We start from the raw sequence: 17,865 nt of genomic DNA on the forward strand, positions 1-17,865 counted from the left end.
TCTTGCCCGATAATGCGCGCGATGAACCCGACGCCAACTCTCCAGGAACTGATCGATCAACCGATCGAAGCGATCATCCCGCATCGCGGCACCATGCTGCTGCTCGACGCGGTGAGCAGTTTCAGCGAAGAGACGCTGAGCGCGCGCGGCACCGTGCGCGCCGACGCATGGTATGCGAACGCCGAGGGCGCGATGCCCGCATGGATCGGCATCGAGCTGATGGCGCAGGCGATCGCCGCGCACGTCGCGTTGCTGGCCATGCGCGGCGGCGGCCGCGCGCGTCCCGGCGTGCTGCTCGGTTCGCGCAGCTACAAGGCGTTGCAGGCGTCGTTCGCGGGCGGCGCGCAATTGCTGATCCACGCCACCGAACTGCTGCGCAGCGAGGAAGGCCACGGCGCCTATGAATGCACGATCCACGATGGCGACGTGTGCTGCGCCGAGGCGGTGATCAAGGTGTTTCAACCGGCCGATTTTCAGTCATTCATCGAAGGGAGTTTCAGTTCATGAGCCGGCGTGTTCTCGTTACCGGCGCAAGCCGCGGCATTGGCCGCGCGATTGCGTATCAGTTGGCCGCCGACGGCTTCGCCGTCTCCGTGCATTGCCGCACGGGACGCGCCGAAGCCGAGGCGGTCGCGACGGGCATCGCCGCGCAAGGCGGCACGGCGCGCGTGCTGCAATTCGACGTGCGCGAGCGCGCCGTGTGCCGCGAGGTGCTCGAAGCGGACGTGGCGGCGCACGGCCCGTATTACGGCATCGTGTGCAGCGCGGGCGTGACGCGCGACGCCGCGTTCCCCGCGCTCACCGAGGAAGATTGGGACATCGTGATCGAAACCGGTCTCGACTCGTTCTACAACGTCGTCCATCCGCTGACCATGCCGATGGTGCGCGCGCGCAAGGGCGGGCGCATCGTCACGATCGCGTCGGTGTCGGGCGTGATGGGCAACCGCGGCCAGGTCAACTACAGCGCGGCCAAGGCCGGTTTGATCGGCGCGACCAAGGCGCTCGCCGTCGAACTGGCGACGCGCAATATCACCGTCAATTGCGTGGCCCCGGGACTGATCGAAACCGGCATGCTCGACGACATGCCGCTCGAACACGCACTGAAAACGGTGCCGATGAACCGCGTCGGCCAGCCTGCCGAGGTGGCGTCCGTGGTCAGCTTCCTGATGTCGGATGCGGCCTCCTATGTCACGCGCCAGGTGATCGGCGTCAACGGCGGGATGGTGTGATGAAGCGCGTCGTCATTACCGGCATGGGCGGCGTGACCGCGTTCGGCGATAGCTGGGACGTCATCGAAACGCGCCTGAAGAGCGGCGTGAACGCGGTGCGGCGCATGCCCGAATGGGATTACTTCGAATCGCTGCATACGCGGCTTGCGTGTCCGCTGCCGGCGTTCAACGCGCCCGCGCACTATCCGCGCAAGAAAACGCGCTCGATGGGGCCGGTCTCCCTGTACTCGGTGCGCGCGAGCGAACTGGCGTTGATGGACGCCGGCCTCGCCGAAGACGCGAGCATCAAGGACGGCCGCATGGGCGTCGCCTACGGTTCGTCGTCGGGCTCGGTGCAGCCGATTCGCGCGTTCGGCACGATGCTCGAAACCGGCTCGATGAGCGACGTCACGTCGAACAGCTACGTGCAGATGATGCCGCACACGGCGGCGGTCAACGTGAGCCTGTTCTGGGACCTGAAAGGGCGGATCATTCCGACCTCGTGCGCGTGCGCGTCGGGCAGCCAGGCGATCGGCTACGCGTATGAAGCGATCCAGGCCGGCAAGCAGACGCTGATGCTGGCGGGCGGCGCGGAAGAACTGTCGGGTCCGGCGGTCGCCGTGTTCGACACGCTGTACGCGACGAGCACGCGCAACGACGCGCCGCATCTCACGCCGCGTCCTTTCGACGCCGCGCGCGACGGCCTCGTGGTCGGTGAAGGCGCGGCCACGCTGGTGCTGGAGGAGTATGAACACGCGGTGGCGCGCGGCGCGCCGATTCACGCGGAGATTGTGGGCTTCGGCTGCAATTCGGACGGCGCGCACATGACCCAGCCGACCGCCGAAACGATGGCGCTCGCGATGCGGCTCGCGCTCGCCGACGCGCAACTGCCGCCGCAAGCGATCGCCTACGTGAACGCGCACGGCACTTCGACGGATCGCGGCGACATCGCCGAAAGCCATGCGACCGCGCAGACCTTCGGCGAGCGCATGCCGATCAGTTCGCTCAAGAGCTACGTCGGCCACACGCTCGGCGCGTGCGGCGCGCTCGAAGCGTGGTGGACCATCGAGATGATGAAGCGCAACTGGTATGCGCCGACCTTGAACCTCGCGAACGTGGACCCGGCTTGCGCGCCGCTCGATTACATCGTCGGCGCGGGGCGCGAGATCGACGCCGAGCATGTGATGAGCAACAACTTCGCGTTCGGCGGCATCAATACGTCGCTGATTTTCAGGCGCGTTCGATGAACGTGGCGGCACAACGCAAATTGCAACGCGTGGTCGTGACCGGCATGGGCATCGTGTCGTGCCTCGGCAATACGCTCGACGAAGTGTCCGCCGCCTTGCGCGCGGGCCGCTCGCGCATCCAGCGGATCGACGCGTGGCGCGAGCGCGGCTTCGCCTCGCAGGTGGCGGGCGTCGCCTCGGTCGCGCACGAGCCGCCGTTCGAGCGCAAGCTCGAACGCTTCATGGGCGACACCGCGCGTTTCGCGTGTCATGCCGCGCGCCAGGCGATCGCCGACGCCGGGCTCGACGCCGCCGCGCTGCATTCGCCGCGCGCCGGCGCGGTGATCGGCTCGGGTGTCGGCGCGATGGCGAGTTACGACGCGGCGATGGCGATCGCCCATGCGCGCGGCGTCGAGAAAGTGCCGCCGTACACGGTGCCGCAGGCGATGAGCAGCACCGCGTCGGCGAATGTCGCGCAGGTGTTCGGGCTCGAAGGCGTCGGCTATTCGCCGTCGTCGGCGTGCACGACCTCGGCGCTCGCGCTCGGCCAGGCGATGCAACTGATTCAGAGCGGCCGTCAGCAGATCGTGCTGGCGGGCGGCAGCGAAGCGCTGCACGACAACATGACGCTGATGTTCGATGCGATGGGCGCGTTGTCGCGGCACTTCAACGACACGCCGCAAGCGGCGTCGCGTCCTTATGACACCGCGCGTGACGGTTTCGTGATCGCCTCGGGCGGCGGCGTGCTGGTGCTCGAAGCGCTGGACCATGCATTGGCGCGCGGCGCGCGCATCCACGCGGAGCTGACGGGCTTCGGCGAGTGCACGGACAGCGCGGGCATGGTCGCGCCGCGTGCGGCGGGGATCGCGCGCGCGATGCGCGGCGCGCTCGACGAAGCGGGCAAGCGGCCCGACTACGTCAACACGCACGCACCGTCGACGCCGCTCGGCGACATCGAGGAACTGCGCGCGTTGAACGAGGTATTCGGCGTGGCGTCCGGTGGCGAGGTTCCGGCGTTTTCGTCGACCAAGGGCATGACCGGGCATCCGCTCGGCGCGTGCGGCGCGCACGAGGCGATCTACACGCTGCTGATGATGCGCGACGGTTTCATCGCGGGCACGGCGGGCATCGAAACGCCGGAGCCCGTTGTCGAACGCATGCCGCTCGTGCGAACGACGCGCGCTGCATGTATCGACACGGCGATGTCGGTGTCGTTCGGGTTCGGCGGCAGTTGCGCGAGCCTGATGTTTGAAGCATGGCAGGGCGGCTGACACGGCCGCATTCGAAAAATCGAGGGTGACAAAAATGAAAAAAGCTTTGGTATGGGGCGCAGTGGCCGCCGTGGTGCTCACGCAAGCGGGCTGCGCGACGCAGGTGAAGTCGCTGCCGCTCGCGGCGGCGGGCGGCGAATCGCCCGGCGGCGTGGCGGTGAATGCCGGCAAGCAGGATCGTCCGGCGGTGAAGAGCCAGGTCGGCGGCGTGCCGGTGTATTTCGGCAAGCAGGATCATCCGGCGGTGAAAAGCCAACTCGGCGACGTGTCGTATTCCGTGCGGATCGCCCGCAAGGTATCGAGCCCGGACGACGCCTGCCATGAAGCGCTTGCCGAGGCGGTGCAGAAGCTGCGCGCGGCGGCACGCGAGCGCAACGCCAATGCCGTGATCGACGTGTCGACGCGTTTTCACAGCAGCGAAAGCAACTCGGCGACCGAGTTCACCTGCGGTGTCAGTCCGAGCGCCGCCGCGATCGCGGTGAGCGGCCGGCTCGTCGTGCTCGAAGCGAACTGAGCCGAATAAAAAACAGAACACTTGACCAACAAAAACCAACGAGGAACCTCAATGAAACGCCATCTGATGTGTGCCGCGCTGTTCGCTTCGTTCGCCGTGCTGGGCAGCGCGCCGGTTTTTGCCCGCGACACGGTCGGCAACTATCCGGTCGAAGAGGCGCTGAAAAGCGAGCCGGGCAAGGTCGGCGACGACATCCCGCTGTATTTCGCGGGCCAGCGGCATCCGGCCGTCGTCAAGACGATCGGCGAGTTCGCCACCAACAAGAAGACCAACGCGTTCGGCAAGAGCGACGTCGCGGCTTGCCAGCACGTGTTCCTGTCGGCGGTGATCGAATTGCAGGACCGCGCGCGCAAGGAAGGCGGCAACGCGGTGATCAACATCAAGAGCAACTACAAGAACGAAGTGCGCGAGAGCGCGACCGAGTTCACATGCGGCGCGGGTGCGGTGATCGCGGGCGTCGCGTTGAAGGGCGATGTGGTGACGTTGCGCAAGTAAGCGCAAGTAAGCGCAAGTGCGGAGGCGAGGCGGTGGCGCGGCTACCGCCTCGTGAGACGTTCCAGGCCGTCAATCCGCCTTGACCGCCGCCACATTGACGAGTGTCTCGCGACGCTTGCTGGGCTGCGGACGGTACAGGCCAAGACGTTCGAGCAGGCCGAAGTCTTTCGCGCGGCTCCACCAGAGATAAGGCAGTGAAACGTTGCGTTGCCCGAACGCAAAACCGCCGCGGCGAATCATATCGAGGTAGCCGTCGGCGCTCTTTTGCACCTGCATCGGATGACGGAACAGCAGCCGGATCACCCACGATTTGATGTACGCGTCGGTGGATTCGGCGAACAGCAGAAGGCCGCCCGGTTTCAGCACGCGGCGGAACTCGGCGAGCGCGCGCTCCTGCTCGACGAGATGATGGAAGGTTTGATGGCAGAACACGATATCGGCGCTTGCATCGGGCAACGGCAATTGGGCGCAGTCGCCGTGCAGCAGTTCGATATCGGCGAGCTTGTCGCGGCACGCGTTGGCCGCATTGGCGGCGAGCGCCAGCGACGGCTCGTGAAAGTCGATGCCGATGATGCGTTGCGGTTTGAACGCGTTAGCGAGCAGGCGAAACGATATGCCTTGCCCGCAGCCGACGTCGACGATCACCGGCGCGGTGGGCAAGGGCGCATCGATCAGGCGCTTGAGGTCGTTGATCGCGACGCGCAGCACATGATGCTCCCACGTATGGGTACGCAGGAACCAGATCCCGAAGGCCGTTTCCGGCACGAAAGGCACGCTGGATGTTTCGGATGGCGACACGCTGGACTCCCGGCGAAATATTTTGTTTTTACGGTCGACGCGAATTGTAACGAGAAGTAAGGATGCAGCGTAACGCTGTTCGCGGCAAGTACATGATTGAGGTTAATTTGGATACACATTCGTCACGGCGCACGGCGGTCGACGTCGCGATCATCGGCGCGGGTCCGGCGGGCGCTGTCGCGGCGGCGTTGCTGCGCAAGGCGGGCCGCTCGGTGCTGGTGCTGGAGCGCCAGCACTTTCCGCGCTTCTCGATCGGCGAGAGCCTGCTGCCGCAAAGCATGGCCTACCTCGAGGAAGCGGGCATGCTGCAAGCGGTGGTCGAGGCCGGCTTCCAGTACAAGAACGGCGCGCATTTCGTCTACCGCGATCAGTCGTCGTCGTTCGACTTCCGCGACAAGCATTCGCCGGGGTGGGGCACCACGTATCAGGTCGAGCGCGCGGTGTTCGACGACATCCTGATTCGCTGCGCGGCGCGGCAAGGCGCCGACGTGCGCTTCGGTCACACGGTGCGCGCAATGCACACCGGCGCGACGCCGCTCGTCGATGTGGTCGATGAAGCTGATCATGCGTATCAGGTCGAAGCGCGTTTCGTGCTGGACGCGAGCGGCTTTGGCCGCGTGCTGCCGCGCTTGCTGAATCTCGAAGCGCCCACGCGCATGCCGACGCGCGCCGCGATCTTCACGCATGTGCGCGACGGCATTCCGGCCGGCGCGACCGACCGCAACAAGATTTGTGTCGCGACGCATCCCGAGCGCCGCGACGTGTGGTTCTGGATGATTCCGTTGGCGGGCGGCCGCTCGTCGGTGGGCTGCGTGGCGGAGTCGAGTTTCCTGGATGTGCCGGAGGCGGAGCACGAAGCCAAACTGCGCGGGTTGATCCAGCAGGAGCCGACGCTCAACCGTTTGATCGGCAACGCGCCGTTCCTGATGCCGGTGCGGCAGATCGGCGGCTATGCGGCGAACGTCGAGCGTTTGCATGGGCCGGGTTATGCGCTGCTCGGCAATGCGGGCGAGTTTCTGGACCCAGTGTTTTCATCCGGCGTGACGATCGCGCTGCGCTCCGCGCATCTCGCGGTGCAGACCTTGAGCCGGCAATTGAACGGTGAGCCGGTCGATTGGTCCGCTGATTACGATGTGCCCTTGCGCAAGGGGATCGATACGTTCCGCGCATTCGTCGAGCGCTGGTACACCGGCGAGTTGCAGGACATCATCTACTACCCGGACCAGACGCCGTCGATCCGGCGCATGATCAGCGCGGTGCTGGCGGGTTATGCATGGGACGAATCGAATCCGTATGTGGCCGATCCGGTGCGTCGATTGAATGCGCTGCATGAGGTGTGCACGCAGCGTTGACCGGGATATACGGCGGGGAAAATGCAAACGGCGCTTCGGAGAAACGAAGCGCCGTTTTTTTACCTGCAAGCGATTTTGCTTCAGGCCGCGATTCTCGCCGCACGCGGCGCAAGCTGGCGCACATCGTCGCGGCGATGCACGCGCCTGCCGGCCGCATAGGTTTCATAAACGGCGCGATCGTCGCCGAGCAGCGCGAACGCAAACAGCAGTTCTTCCAGCGACTCCGTGCGCGCCGTGCGGCGCGCGAGCAGCGGCGTCGCTTGCGGATCGAGCACCACGAAGTCGGCTTCGGACTTCGGCTTCAACGTGCCGACTTTGTCCGCGAGATCGAGCGCTTCGGCCGCGCCCGCGGTGGCGAGATAGAACATGCGTGTGGCCGTCAGATGATGGCCGCCCAAACGCGCGACCTTATGCGCTTCGTTCATCGTTTGCAGCATCGAGAACGACGTGCCGCCGCCCACGTCGGTGGCGAGCGCGATCGGCATGCCGGCTTTGTCGGCCTTGTCGAAGTCGAACAGGCCGCTGCCGAGGAACAGGTTCGAGGTCGGGCAGTGCGACGCGACGGCGCCGGTCTGCGCCATGCGCTTGCGGTCTTCGTCGTCGAAATGGATGCAATGGCCGTACACCGCGCGGCGACGCAACAGGCCGTAGTGATCGTAAATGTCCAGATAGCTGCGGTGGCCGGGGAACAGATCGGCGACCCATTTCACTTCGTCGGTGTTTTCCGCGACGTGGCTCTGAATAAAGACATCGGGATGCAGGCGGGCGAGCGTGCCGCATGCTTCGAGTTGCGCTTCGGTCGAGGTAGGCGCGAAACGCGGCGTGAGCGCGTACATCTGACGGCCCCGGTCGTGCCAGCGGCCGATCAGTTCGGCGCTGTCGTCGTAGCCCGATTGCGCGGTATCGCGCAGAAACTCGGGGCAGTTGCGATCCATCAGCACCTTGCCCGCCACCATGCGCAGATTGCGCGCTTCGCTTTCAGTGAAGAGCGCATCCGCCGATTCCTTATGAACGGTGCAATACACGAGCGCGGTGGTCGTGCCGCAAGCCAGCAGTTCGTCGACGAAAAAACTCGCCGTCTCGCGCGCATGAGCCGAATCGCTGAAGCGGCGCTCGGTGGGGAACGTGTAGGTGTCGAGCCACGGCAACAGCCCCGGCGCCGGCGACGCGATCATGTCGGTCTGCGGAAAGTGGATGTGCGTGTCGATGAAGCCCGGCACAATCAGCTTGTCGCGCATCTCCCGTACTTGCGTGCCGGGCGCGAGCCGCGGCGCGAGCGCCGCATACGCGCCCGCCGCGACGACGTGGCCGTCCTCGACGATCAGCAAGCCGTCCTCGTTGAAGACCACGGCATTGGACGAGTGCGCGGGATCGCCGTTGAAGGTCAGCAGTTGCGCGCGGAATGCTGATTGGGCCGCTGCTTCAGGCGCCGCGTTGGCCGCGTTGGTCGCTTTAGGCGATTGAGTCATGGAAAAACCGTCTCCGAATGTGAAAAGCCGAACAGCGCGGACGGCGGCTTTATCCCGGCTCGCAAGGAACCCCAGCCGCCGCCGGCTGCCGTGCGCTGGCCCGTCAGTGCGAGCCGTTCCGATGCCAGTACGCGTCGAGCTTCGCGATCAGGTCGCGGCGTTCCTCGGGCGTGACGAACGACGCTTCGAAGCCATTGCGGATGATCGTGTAGACCTCGGCATCGTTGAGCTTCAACGCGTCGATGGTGGCGAAGTAGTTGGCGTTCACGTAGCCGCCGAAGTAAGCCGGATCGTCGGAGTTCACCGTCACCGCGACGCCGCTATCGAGCAGGTCCTTCAGCGTGTGCTTGGTGAGGTCGTCGAACACGCACAGCTTGAGGTTCGACAGCGGGCACACGGTCAACGCCACGCGCGTATCCGCGAGGCGCGTGACGAGCGCCGGGTCCTCGATGCTGCGCACGCCGTGATCGACGCGGTCCACCTTCAACAGATCGAGCGCTTCGTAGATATACGAAGGCGGTCCTTCCTCGCCCGCATGCGCGACGAGCTTCAGGCCGAGCGCGCGCGCCCTGGCAAAGACGCGCTCGAACTTGGAAGGCGGATGGCCGCGCTCCGACGAATCGAGGCCGACGCCGATCAGGCGATGCCTGTACTGCTCGAACAAAGGCCGCGCCTCGTCGAAGGTGGCGAGCGCGTCTTCCTCGGACAGATGGCGCAGGAAGCACAAAATCAGCTTGCTCGTCATGCCGCGCTTTTCCGCGTCCGCGAGCGCGCGTTCGATGCCGGCCACGACGGTCGCGATCGGCACGCCGCGTTCGGTGTGGGTCTGCGGGTCGAAGAAAATTTCGCTGTGAACCACGTTGTCGGCGAGGCAGCGTTCCACGTACGCGGTGGTCATGTCGTAGAAGTCCTGCTCGTGCAGCAGCACGCTCGCGCCGGCGTAATAGATGTCGAGGAACGATTGCAGATCGGTGAACGCATACGCGGCGCGCAACGCTTCGATCGAATCGTAGGCGAGCTTCACGCCGTTGCGTTCGGCGAGCGCGAAGATCAGTTCAGGTTCGAGCGAGCCTTCGATATGGATATGCAGTTCGGCCTTCGGTGCGCGAGCGGTTTTCTCGGCGAGCGATGTCGGGGTGGCGGTCGTTGTTTTCATGGTGGTTCAAAAGTTCGTTAGCGTTAGACCGTTTGCGTGGCGTGACGCGGGTTCGCGTTCGCCTCGACGGCCTGCAACAATTGCGCGGCCGCCGAGATCGCGATGATCTCCGGCGACTTGTCGAGAATGCCGTCGACGCCGAGCGGGCACTTCATTCGCGCGATCCGCGACGGGTCGATGCCGCGCGCGGCGAGCCGATGCTCGAACTGCTTGCGCTTGCTGTGCGAGCCGATCATGCCGAAGAACGCGAAGTCGCCGCGCCGCAAGATGCGCTCGGCCAGTTCGAGATCGCGCGCATGGTTGTGCGTCATCACGATGAAGTAGGTGTTCGGCGCGGCCTGATCGATGGCTTCGTCGGGGGCGTCGTTCGGATCGAGCTTCACGTTCGGCGCGTGCAGCGATGCCGCGGAGGGAAACTGCGCATCGCGTTCGTCGACCCAGCGCACGTTGCACGGCAGCGTGGCGAGCACGCGAACCAGCGCGGCGCCCACGTGGCCGGCGCCGAACAGCACGACCGGAAAGTCGCGCGGCGCGATGGTTTCGGTGAGCAGCGCGCCGCTGTCGTCGAAACCGGCGCCGTCCCACAGCAGGCAGTCGGCGGCATCCACACCCGGCTCGGGATCGGACAGCATCACCGCATCCGGGGCGGGGCCGAATGATACGCTACGCACCGTCGAAAGACCGGCGGCCACGCGCTTCGCAAGCGACGTGATCCAGCCGAGGTCGCCGATGTCGAGCCGCTCGAACGCGAGGATCACGGCGCCGCCGCAGCATTGGCCGAGGCTGGGGCCGAGCGCGAAACGTTCGAGGCGGCGCATGTGCGGCGAGCGCATGCCGTCGCGCAACACCTGGCGCGCGGTCTCGATGGCCTTCCATTCGAGGTGCCCGCCGCCGATCGTATGTTTCGCCGAGTCGCGCGTGACGATCATCTTGGTGCCGGCACCGCGAGGCGCCGAACCTTCGACGCGCGCGACCGTCACCAGCACGGCGGCGTCGCCGTGCGCGAGCAGTTGTTGCAGGTCAGGCAGCCAGGCTTGCATCCGGCGGTTCTCCGTGCGTGGCCGTGCGGGGTGTCCGTGCGGCCGGTTGAGTGCGGCGTGACGCGTTCATGTCGCGTCGGGCCTTGGTATCGTTTATCAAGCTGTCGTGTCCGTTGTTGCGGACCGGGTTGCGGACTGCGTTGCGGGTTCGTTCGCAGCGGGCGCTTGCAGTGCTTCCAGGGCATCCAGAATCGCCTCAGGCGTGGCCGGCGCGCGCAGCGGCGGCGCGGGTTGGGCACCGGCCGTGATACCAGGCGCCGCAGCCGCGATCGCGTCGCGAATCGCGAGGAACACCGAGAACGGCAGCAGCAAGGGCGGCTCGCCGACCGCCTTCGAACGGAACACGGTCGGCTCGGCGTTGCGGTTCTGATAGAGCCGCACATGGAAAGCGGCCGGCGTGTCGCTCACAGCGGGAATCTTGTAGGTGGACGGCGCGTGGGTCATTAGACGGCCATCGCGGTTCCACCACAACTCTTCGGTGGTGAGCCAGCCCATGCCCTGAATGAAACCGCCTTCCACCTGACCGATGTCGATCGCCGGATTGATCGATTGACCGGCGTCGTGCAGCAGGTCCGCGCGCAGCAGTTTCCATTCGCCGGTTAGCGTGTCGATCACGACCTCCGACACCGCCGCGCCATACGCGAAATAATAAAACGGGTGACCGGTCAGCGTTTTTGCATCCCAATGCACTTTCGGCGTGGCGTAGAAACCATCGGACCACAATTGCACGCGCGCCAGATACGCGGCGCCGACCAGTTGCTCGAACGGCATCGCACCGCCATTCACCGACACCTCGCCGTGGGCGAATTGCACCGCGTCCGCGGCGCCGCCGAGTTGTTGAGCCGCGAGATCCGCGAGCCGTGCGCGAATCGCGCGAGCCGCGGCTTCGGCGGCTTTGCCGTTCAGATCGCTGCCGGTGGAGGCCGCGGTGGCGGAGGTATTCGCGACCTTCGACGTATCGGTCGCCGTCACGCGCACGCGCGAAAGCGGCAAGCCGAATTCGTTCGCCACGACTTGCGCGACCTTGGTGTTGAGCCCCTGACCCATCTCGGTGCCGCCGTGATTGACGAGCACGGAGCCGTCTTTATACACATGCACCAGCGCGCCGGCCTGATTCAGAAACGGCACGTTGAACGAGATGCCGAACTTGACCGGCGAGAACGCGAGGCCGCGCTTGAGCACCGGACTGTTCGCGTTGAACGCGGCGATCGCCGCGCGGCGCGCGCGATAGTCGCTGGTGGCGAGCAGCTCGTCGGTGAGCGGCGCGATGATGTTGTCCTCCACGCGCTGACCGTACGGCGTCGTGTCGCGTTCACCGATGCCGTAATAGTTGGCCATGCGCACGTCGAGCGGATCGCGATTCAATTGACGCGCGATGCTGTCGAGCATCACTTCGATCACCAGCGCGCCTTGCGGTCCGCCGAAGCCGCGAAACGCGGTATTCGACTGCGTGTTGGTCTTGCAGCACAGCGCGACGATGTCGACGTCGGAGAGGTAGTACGCGTTGTCGAAGTGACAAACCGCACGCGTGGCGACCGCGCCGGACAAGTCCGCCGAATAGCCGGCTCGCAACGCGATCTCGACGCGCGCGCCGAGAATGCGGCCTTGATCGTCGAAGCCCGCTTCGTATTCGTAGACCGCGTCGTGCCGCTTGCCGGTGATCATGAAATCGTCGTCGCGATCGGCGCGCAGTTTGACCGGGCGGCGCAGCAGTTTCGCCGCGAGCGCCGCCACGCACGCGAACAGCGCCGATTGCGATTCCTTGCCGCCGAAGCCGCCGCCCATGCGCCGGCATTCGCACACCACGTTATGCGCGGGCCAGCCGAGCATGTGCGCGACCACCTGCTGCATTTCGCTCGGATGCTGCGTCGAACTATGGACGAGCATGCCGTCCATTTCCTTCGGCACCGCGTAGGCGACCTGGCCTTCGAGATAAAACTGCTCCTGGCCGCCGACTTCGAACCTGCCGCTGATCCTGTTGGGCGCGGCGGCGATTTTCGCCTCGGGGTCGCCGCGTTTCAGATGCAGCGGCGGCAGCACGAACTGCTTCGCCGCCTTCGCGTCGGCGGGCGTAAGAATGGCTTCGAGCGGTTCGTAGCGGATCACGTCGTCGCTTTTGGCGAGCGCGGCGGCACGGCGGGCAAGGTCATGGCTTTCGGCGATCACGGCGAATACGGGCTGGCCGAGATACAGCACTTCGTCGGCGGCGAGAATCGGATCGTCGTGCAGCACGGGGCCGCAATTGTTTTCGCCGGGGATGTCCTCGGCGCTCAGCACGGCGATCACGCCCGGCGCTTTTCTGACCGCGTCCAGATCGAGCGAGACGATGCGCGCGTGCGCATGCCGCGAGAGTCCGAGCGCCGCGTGCAGCGTGCCTTGCAGTTCGGGAATGTCGTCGGTGTAGGTCGCTTCGCCGCTCACGTGCAGCGCGGCGGATTCATGCGGCAGCGAGGCGCCGATCGCCGTCTCGTTGTCCTGAGGCGCGGCGTGCTTTCCTTCCTGCTTTGCTTCATGGTCCGCGGCGGGGTCGACAAAAGCATCGGTCCGGTTCATCACGACGGCTCCTTCGCAACGGCCGCGTCCGGCGCGCCGGCTTCGAACGCGAACGCATTCACGTCGAGGAGGGCGAGCGGCGCGTCATCGCGCGTTTCCAGGTGGAAGCGCCACAGCAGGTTGCGCGCCACCTTCAGTCGATAGGCGCTCGAAGCGCGCATGTCGGTGAGCGGCTGGTAATCGGCGGCGAGTGCGCTCATCGCTTGCCGCGCGGTGCTTTCGTTCCATGTCGCGCCGGTCAGCGCGGCTTCGGTTTGCGCGGCGCGCTTCGGCGTGGCCGCCATGCCGCCGAACGCGACGCGCGCCTCGCTGATCGTGCCGCTGTCGCCGTTCTTGCCGAGGCGCAGCGCGAACGCCGCGCATACCGCGGAGATGTCCTGGTCGTAGCGCTTCGAGACCTTGTAGGTGCGAAAACGCAGATCGCCCGCCGGCCGCGGCACGCGCAGCGCCGCGACGAATTCGCCCACGGCGAGCGCGGTTTTCTGGTAACCGACATAGAACGCGTCGAGCGGCAGCGTGCGCGTTTTCGCGCCGTGGCGCAGCACCACTTCGGCGTCGAGCGCGAGCAGCGCCGGCATCGAATCGCCGATCGGCGAGCCGTTCGCGATGTTGCCGCCGAGCGTGCCTGCATTGCGGATCGGCAGCGAGGCGAAGCGCGTCCACATTTCGGCCAGTTCGGGGTAATCGACGGCGAGCGCCGCGTAGGCGTCTTCGAGCGTGACGGCGGCGCCGATGGTCAGCGTTTGCGCGTCGCGCTCGACCGTCTTCAGTTCGGCGACGTTGCCGATATACAGCATGTCGCCGAGATCGCGGAACTGCTTGGTGACCCACAGGCCGACGTCGGTGCTGCCCGCCAGCAGCCGCGCCTGCGGATGCTCAACGCGCAGCCTGGCGAACGCGTCGAGCGTGAGCGGCGCGTGGAAGGCGGGCGAGCCGAACGCGGCGCCGCGTGCGTCGGGCGCGCGGTATTCGAAGGTGTCGTGGCGCTGCAGTTGGCGCAGCGTCTCGGCGACGGCCTTGCGGTCCAGCGTCACGCGTGGGTAGTGCGGGTAGTCGAACATCTTCTGCGCCGCGTCGACGATCGGCCGGTAGCCGGTGCAGCGGCACAGATTGCCGGATAGCGCGGTGTTGATTTCATCGCGCGTGGGCAGGCCCGCGGCGGCCGGCTGGTTCTCGTATAGCGCCCACATCGACATCACGAAGCCGGGTGTGCAAAAGCCGCATTGCGAACCGTGGCAATCGACCATTGCCTGTTGCACCGGATGCAGCGCGCCGTCGGCGCCGCGCAGGTCTTCGACGGTGAAGAGGGCGCGGCCGTCGAGCGTCGGCAGGAACTGGATGCAGGCATTGACCGCCTTCAGCGCGATGCCGCCTTGCGCGTCCAGTTCGCCGACGACGACCGTGCACGCGCCGCAGTCGCCTTCCGCGCACCCTTCCTTGGTGCCGGTGCAATGCAGGTCCTCGCGCAGATGCTGGAGCACGGTGCGCGATGCGGGCACGCCCGCGACCTCACGGACGGACCCCTGGTGATAGAAGCGGATGGTTTGCGTTGTCATGGCGAATCCGAAAGACAGTGCGGACCGGGCGCGCGTTACGCATGGGGTCGGGCCGAAGCCGGCCTCGCGCACGTAGATCGCCATCCATGTCCGAAGATAGCACTAGCTTGCCCCGAAAATATTTCCCTTCTCGCATGAAGCTTATTCGGAAGCGGTCATGTGATCGGTACGATTCGCGGCAGGCCGCGAAGTTGCGGGAGATTGGGCGAGGGTGCGCCGGTCGCGCTATTTGGCGCGATGCGGCAACGCCGGGGGAATTGGGGGCAAAAAAACGCCGGACCGCGGCCGCCACGGCGGGCGGCGCGGTCCGGCGTTATTGCAACGCGGCAAGCGCGTTCAGACCACCCGGCCGCGATTGCGATACAGGCTCAGCGCGAGCGCGATGAACGCCACCACGAACGCGATCAGCGACCACTGCGGCAGCGACAGGCCCAGAATCGGCGGATACGGCGTTTCGCACAGCCCGGCCACCTTGAACACGCCCGGCAGCCACTGAGCGGGCGGCAAGCCGTCGACCAGCGGCTGCAGCGCGTCGAAACCGCAGCTAAAACCGGGCCGGGCCTGAACATACACATGCCGGGCGGCGGTCACGATGCCGGCCAGCGCCGACAAGCCCGCCAGCACTTCCAGCAGACGCACGCCGCGCCAACTGTTAAAGAACGCGCCGAGGAACACGAAAATCGCGACCAGCAGGAAGAAATACCGTTGGATGATGCACAGCGGACACGGGTCTTCGCGCTTGAAGTATTGCAGGTACAGCGCGCCGGCCACCAGGCCGACGCAGATCAGGCCAAGCAGGACCAGCAGGGTGCGCTCGCGGCGCAGTATCGCTTCGTCGTTATTCATGGATCGTGTGGCTCTCTCTAGACTAAAGGGCGGTGCCCGCGATTCTAGCGCGAACGTCCGCCCGGTCACTGCGCCGTCACTGCACTGCGCCGTCACTGAGCGCCGTCGAGTCCATGCCGACGCTCAACGAATCGCGTTGAGCACCGCTTCCGCGCCGCGGCCGATGGCGAGCAAGGCGTCGTCGGCGTGCGGCGCGCCTGCCAGCATCAGGCCGACCGGCGCTTCGCCGCGCAAGTGGCACGGCAGCGACAGCGCGCACGCATCGAGGAAGTTGAACACGCCCGGATTGCGCAGCATCAGCGCGTTGACGCGGCCAAAGGTTTCGTCGTCGTCGACCAGATCGGCGACGCGCGGCGCGACCACCGGCACGGTCGGCGCGACCACCGCGTCGAAACGCTGCCACAGCGTGCGGGCGGCTTCGTCGAGCATAGCCTGCCGTTCGGCGAGCAGATCCAGATAGTCGGCGGCGCTGGCAGGCTGGCCTTTGAGAATCCGCACCAGCACGCGCGGGTCGTATTGGTCGCGGTGCTTTTCCAGCAGCGGACGATGCCACGCATACGCTTCGATCGGCGCAAAGCCGAAGCGGTTGATCTCGGGCAAACGGTCGAGCGGCGCGAAACGCACTTCGCTGACGATCGCGCCGGCCGCTTCCAGATGCTTGAGCGCGGTATCGATCGCCGCCGCGACTTCCGGCTCGACGCCGTCGGTGACGTAGTGAGTGAGTACGCCGAGGCGCACGCCTTCGAGCGGACGGGCCGCCGGAATGCGCGGTTCGAGGCCGGCCAGCATCCGGTCGACCAGCGCGCAGCACGCCACCGAGACGCCGATCGGTCCGAACGAATCGAGCGTCGACGACAGCGGCACGCCGCCTTGTTTCGGGATGCGCGCGGCGGTCGGCTTGAAGCCGGTCAGCCCGCACAGCGCCGCCGGAATGCGCAGCGAGCCGCCCGTGTCGGTGCCGAGCGCGACCGCCGCCATGCCGTCCGCGACGGACGCCGCCGCGCCCGACGAGGAGCCGCCGGAAATCCGCTCGTCGCCCTCCACGCCGCGCCGGTACGGCGACAACGGATGGCCGTAATGCGGGTTCAAGCCGAGCCCGGAAAACGCGAACTCGCTCATGTTGGTGCGCCCGACGATCACCGCGCCGGCGCGCTTCAGGCGCGCGACCGTGACCGCGTCGGCCTTGGCGGCGGGCGCGCCCGCCAGCACGATGGAGCCGGCGCGGGTCGGCTGGCCCTCGATATCGAACAGGTCCTTCACCGATACCGGAATCCCGGCGAGCGGCGAGAGCACCGTGCCGGCCGCGCGCAGCCGGTCGTGCGCGTCGGCGGCGGCGCGGGCGCTGTCCGCGTCGACGTGCATGAAGGCGACCGCGCCCTGGCCCGCCGGATCGGCGATCCGTTCGAGCGCGGTTTCGACGAGCGCGCGGCTGGTGGTGCGCCCGGCGGCGAGGTCGGCGGCAAGCTGGGCAAGCGGCGGGAAGGGCGTGAATTCGGTGGCCATGATGTCGGTGGAGTCAGGTTGAACCGCGTGAAGCCGGTCGGGTTTCAGGTTCGTTCAGCGTCGTTCAGATGCGATTGAAGAGCGTCGCGCGGAACGCCTCGATGTGCTTTTGCACCGATCGACGGGCGCCTTCGGCATCGCGTTCGCGCAGCAGGCGAAACAGTTCGAGATGTTCTTCGTGCACGTCTTCGAGATGATGCGGCTCGGACAGCGAGATAAACCAGAAGCGCAGCGAGCGTTCATGCAGCCCGCGCAGGATGTCGGCGAGCACCGGGTTGCGCGAGGCCGCCGAGATCGCCAGATGAAACTCGCGGTCGATGTCCATCATGCCTTCGATGTCGTGCGCCGCGACGCACACGGCCGAGCGCTCCAGCAACGCCTGCATCGCATCGTAGTCGTGCTGCTGCGCGTGGCGCGCGGCCAGTTCCACGCAGTGGCTTTCGTTGACGAGCCGCACGTCGATGATCGCGAGCACGTCGTCGAGTGAAACCGGGCGGACCATGATGCCCTTGCGCGGCATGATGGTCAGCATGCCTTCGTGCACGAGCCGGTGCAGCGCCTGGTGCACCGGCGTTCTGCCGATGCCGGTCAGCGCCATCAATTCGGCCTCGTTGAGCACCTCGCTCGGCCGCAGGCGCATCGTGATGATCTCGCGCTTGACGAACGCATACGCCTGTTCGGCGAGGCTCGCGGCGGCGGTCGCGCGGGTGGGCCGGGGAGGGCGGGCAGTCTGCAAAAGCTTCATGTCGAAAGAAAGCGGGCGGGGTCGTCCGCATTGTAGAGCAAGGTTTTGCGGGTGCGGGGTGGAGGGCGCCGGTCGGCTTGGGCGACCGGCGCGCCGCGCGGTCCGCGCAGCGCGGATGTCGCACGGGTCACCC

16 protein-coding genes are annotated in these 17,865 nt (G+C 66.4%); 7 read left to right on the forward strand and 9 right to left on the reverse strand.

Annotated features, from left to right (window positions below; all coding sequences use genetic code 11):
- Positions 1 to 21 precede the first annotated feature (21 nt).
- Genes BUE39_RS02830 through BUE39_RS02855 form a run of 6 tightly spaced genes read left to right on the forward strand, consistent with a single transcriptional unit; the run spans position 22 to position 4,714 of the window.
- Positions 22 to 507, forward strand: a complete 486-nt coding sequence (locus BUE39_RS02830) for a hotdog family protein (protein ID WP_073427237.1) — start codon at positions 22 to 24, stop codon at positions 505 to 507.
- Complete coding sequence (locus BUE39_RS02835) at positions 504 to 1,229, forward strand: 3-ketoacyl-ACP reductase FabG2 (protein ID WP_073427125.1); 726 nt, start codon at positions 504 to 506, stop codon at positions 1,227 to 1,229. Before BUE39_RS02830 ends, BUE39_RS02835 begins: the two co-directional genes overlap by 4 nt.
- Positions 1,229 to 2,455 (forward strand): beta-ketoacyl-ACP synthase, encoded by a 1,227-nt coding sequence (locus BUE39_RS02840; protein WP_073427126.1) that lies wholly within the window; start codon positions 1,229 to 1,231, stop codon positions 2,453 to 2,455. The genes BUE39_RS02835 and BUE39_RS02840 overlap by 1 nt, the downstream gene beginning before the upstream one ends.
- Entirely contained in the window at positions 2,452 to 3,705 is a 1,254-nt protein-coding gene (locus tag BUE39_RS02845) for a beta-ketoacyl-[acyl-carrier-protein] synthase family protein (protein WP_073427127.1), read from the forward strand. Before BUE39_RS02840 ends, BUE39_RS02845 begins: the two co-directional genes overlap by 4 nt.
- A gap of 34 nt (positions 3,706 to 3,739) precedes the next feature.
- Positions 3,740 to 4,219 carry a signal peptidase gene (locus tag BUE39_RS02850; protein ID WP_073427128.1) on the forward strand — a complete coding sequence of 160 codons (480 nt, stop codon included), beginning with the start codon at positions 3,740 to 3,742 and terminating at the stop codon, positions 4,217 to 4,219.
- Positions 4,220 to 4,270: 51 nt separating this feature from the next.
- Positions 4,271 to 4,714: an excinuclease ABC subunit A gene (locus BUE39_RS02855; RefSeq protein ID WP_073427129.1), complete on the forward strand. Its 444-nt coding sequence runs from the start codon at positions 4,271 to 4,273 to the stop codon at positions 4,712 to 4,714.
- A gap of 69 nt (positions 4,715 to 4,783) precedes the next feature.
- Here the strand turns inward: BUE39_RS02855 and BUE39_RS02860 are convergent, their stop codons facing one another.
- Positions 4,784 to 5,512, reverse strand: a complete 729-nt coding sequence (locus tag BUE39_RS02860) for a class I SAM-dependent methyltransferase (RefSeq protein ID WP_073427130.1) — start codon at positions 5,510 to 5,512, stop codon at positions 4,784 to 4,786.
- A 92-nt stretch (positions 5,513 to 5,604) separates the two neighbouring features.
- Between BUE39_RS02860 and BUE39_RS02865 the strand changes: the two genes are divergently transcribed.
- Positions 5,605 to 6,864 (forward strand): NAD(P)/FAD-dependent oxidoreductase, encoded by a 1,260-nt coding sequence (locus tag BUE39_RS02865; protein ID WP_073427238.1) that lies wholly within the window; start codon positions 5,605 to 5,607, stop codon positions 6,862 to 6,864.
- A gap of 80 nt (positions 6,865 to 6,944) precedes the next feature.
- Here the strand turns inward: BUE39_RS02865 and guaD are convergent, their stop codons facing one another.
- From guaD to BUE39_RS02905, 8 genes are all read right to left on the reverse strand, one after another.
- The gene (gene guaD / locus BUE39_RS02870; RefSeq protein WP_073427131.1) at positions 6,945 to 8,333 is read right to left on the reverse strand and encodes a guanine deaminase; all 1,389 of its coding nucleotides are present in this window, start codon (positions 8,331 to 8,333) and stop codon (positions 6,945 to 6,947) included.
- A 103-nt stretch (positions 8,334 to 8,436) separates the two neighbouring features.
- Positions 8,437 to 9,489 (reverse strand): adenosine deaminase, encoded by a 1,053-nt coding sequence (locus BUE39_RS02875; protein ID WP_073427132.1) that lies wholly within the window; start codon positions 9,487 to 9,489, stop codon positions 8,437 to 8,439.
- A 23-nt stretch (positions 9,490 to 9,512) separates the two neighbouring features.
- A complete protein-coding gene (gene xdhC, locus BUE39_RS02880) occupies positions 9,513 to 10,529 on the reverse strand; it encodes a xanthine dehydrogenase accessory protein XdhC (RefSeq protein WP_073427133.1) in 1,017 nt (338 codons plus the stop codon).
- Positions 10,530 to 10,625: 96 nt separating this feature from the next.
- Complete coding sequence (gene xdhB / locus BUE39_RS02885; RefSeq protein WP_073427134.1) at positions 10,626 to 13,082, reverse strand: xanthine dehydrogenase molybdopterin binding subunit; 2,457 nt, start codon at positions 13,080 to 13,082, stop codon at positions 10,626 to 10,628.
- Positions 13,082 to 14,638 (reverse strand): xanthine dehydrogenase small subunit, encoded by a 1,557-nt coding sequence (gene xdhA / locus BUE39_RS02890; protein WP_073427135.1) that lies wholly within the window; start codon positions 14,636 to 14,638, stop codon positions 13,082 to 13,084. The genes xdhB and xdhA overlap by 1 nt, the downstream gene beginning before the upstream one ends.
- A 336-nt stretch (positions 14,639 to 14,974) precedes the next feature.
- Positions 14,975 to 15,484, reverse strand: a complete 510-nt coding sequence (locus tag BUE39_RS02895; RefSeq protein WP_073427136.1) for a disulfide bond formation protein B — start codon at positions 15,482 to 15,484, stop codon at positions 14,975 to 14,977.
- A 123-nt stretch (positions 15,485 to 15,607) separates the two neighbouring features.
- Entirely contained in the window at positions 15,608 to 16,987 is a 1,380-nt protein-coding gene (locus tag BUE39_RS02900; protein ID WP_073427137.1) for an amidase, read from the reverse strand.
- 64 nt (positions 16,988 to 17,051) lie between these two features.
- A complete protein-coding gene (locus BUE39_RS02905; protein ID WP_073427138.1) occupies positions 17,052 to 17,732 on the reverse strand; it encodes a GntR family transcriptional regulator in 681 nt (226 codons plus the stop codon).
- Between the last annotated feature and the right edge of the window lie 133 nt (positions 17,733 to 17,865).

Origin of the sequence: Paraburkholderia terricola (genome assembly GCF_900142195.1) — a bacterium.
Classification (GTDB): domain Bacteria; phylum Pseudomonadota; class Gammaproteobacteria; order Burkholderiales; family Burkholderiaceae; genus Paraburkholderia; species Paraburkholderia terricola.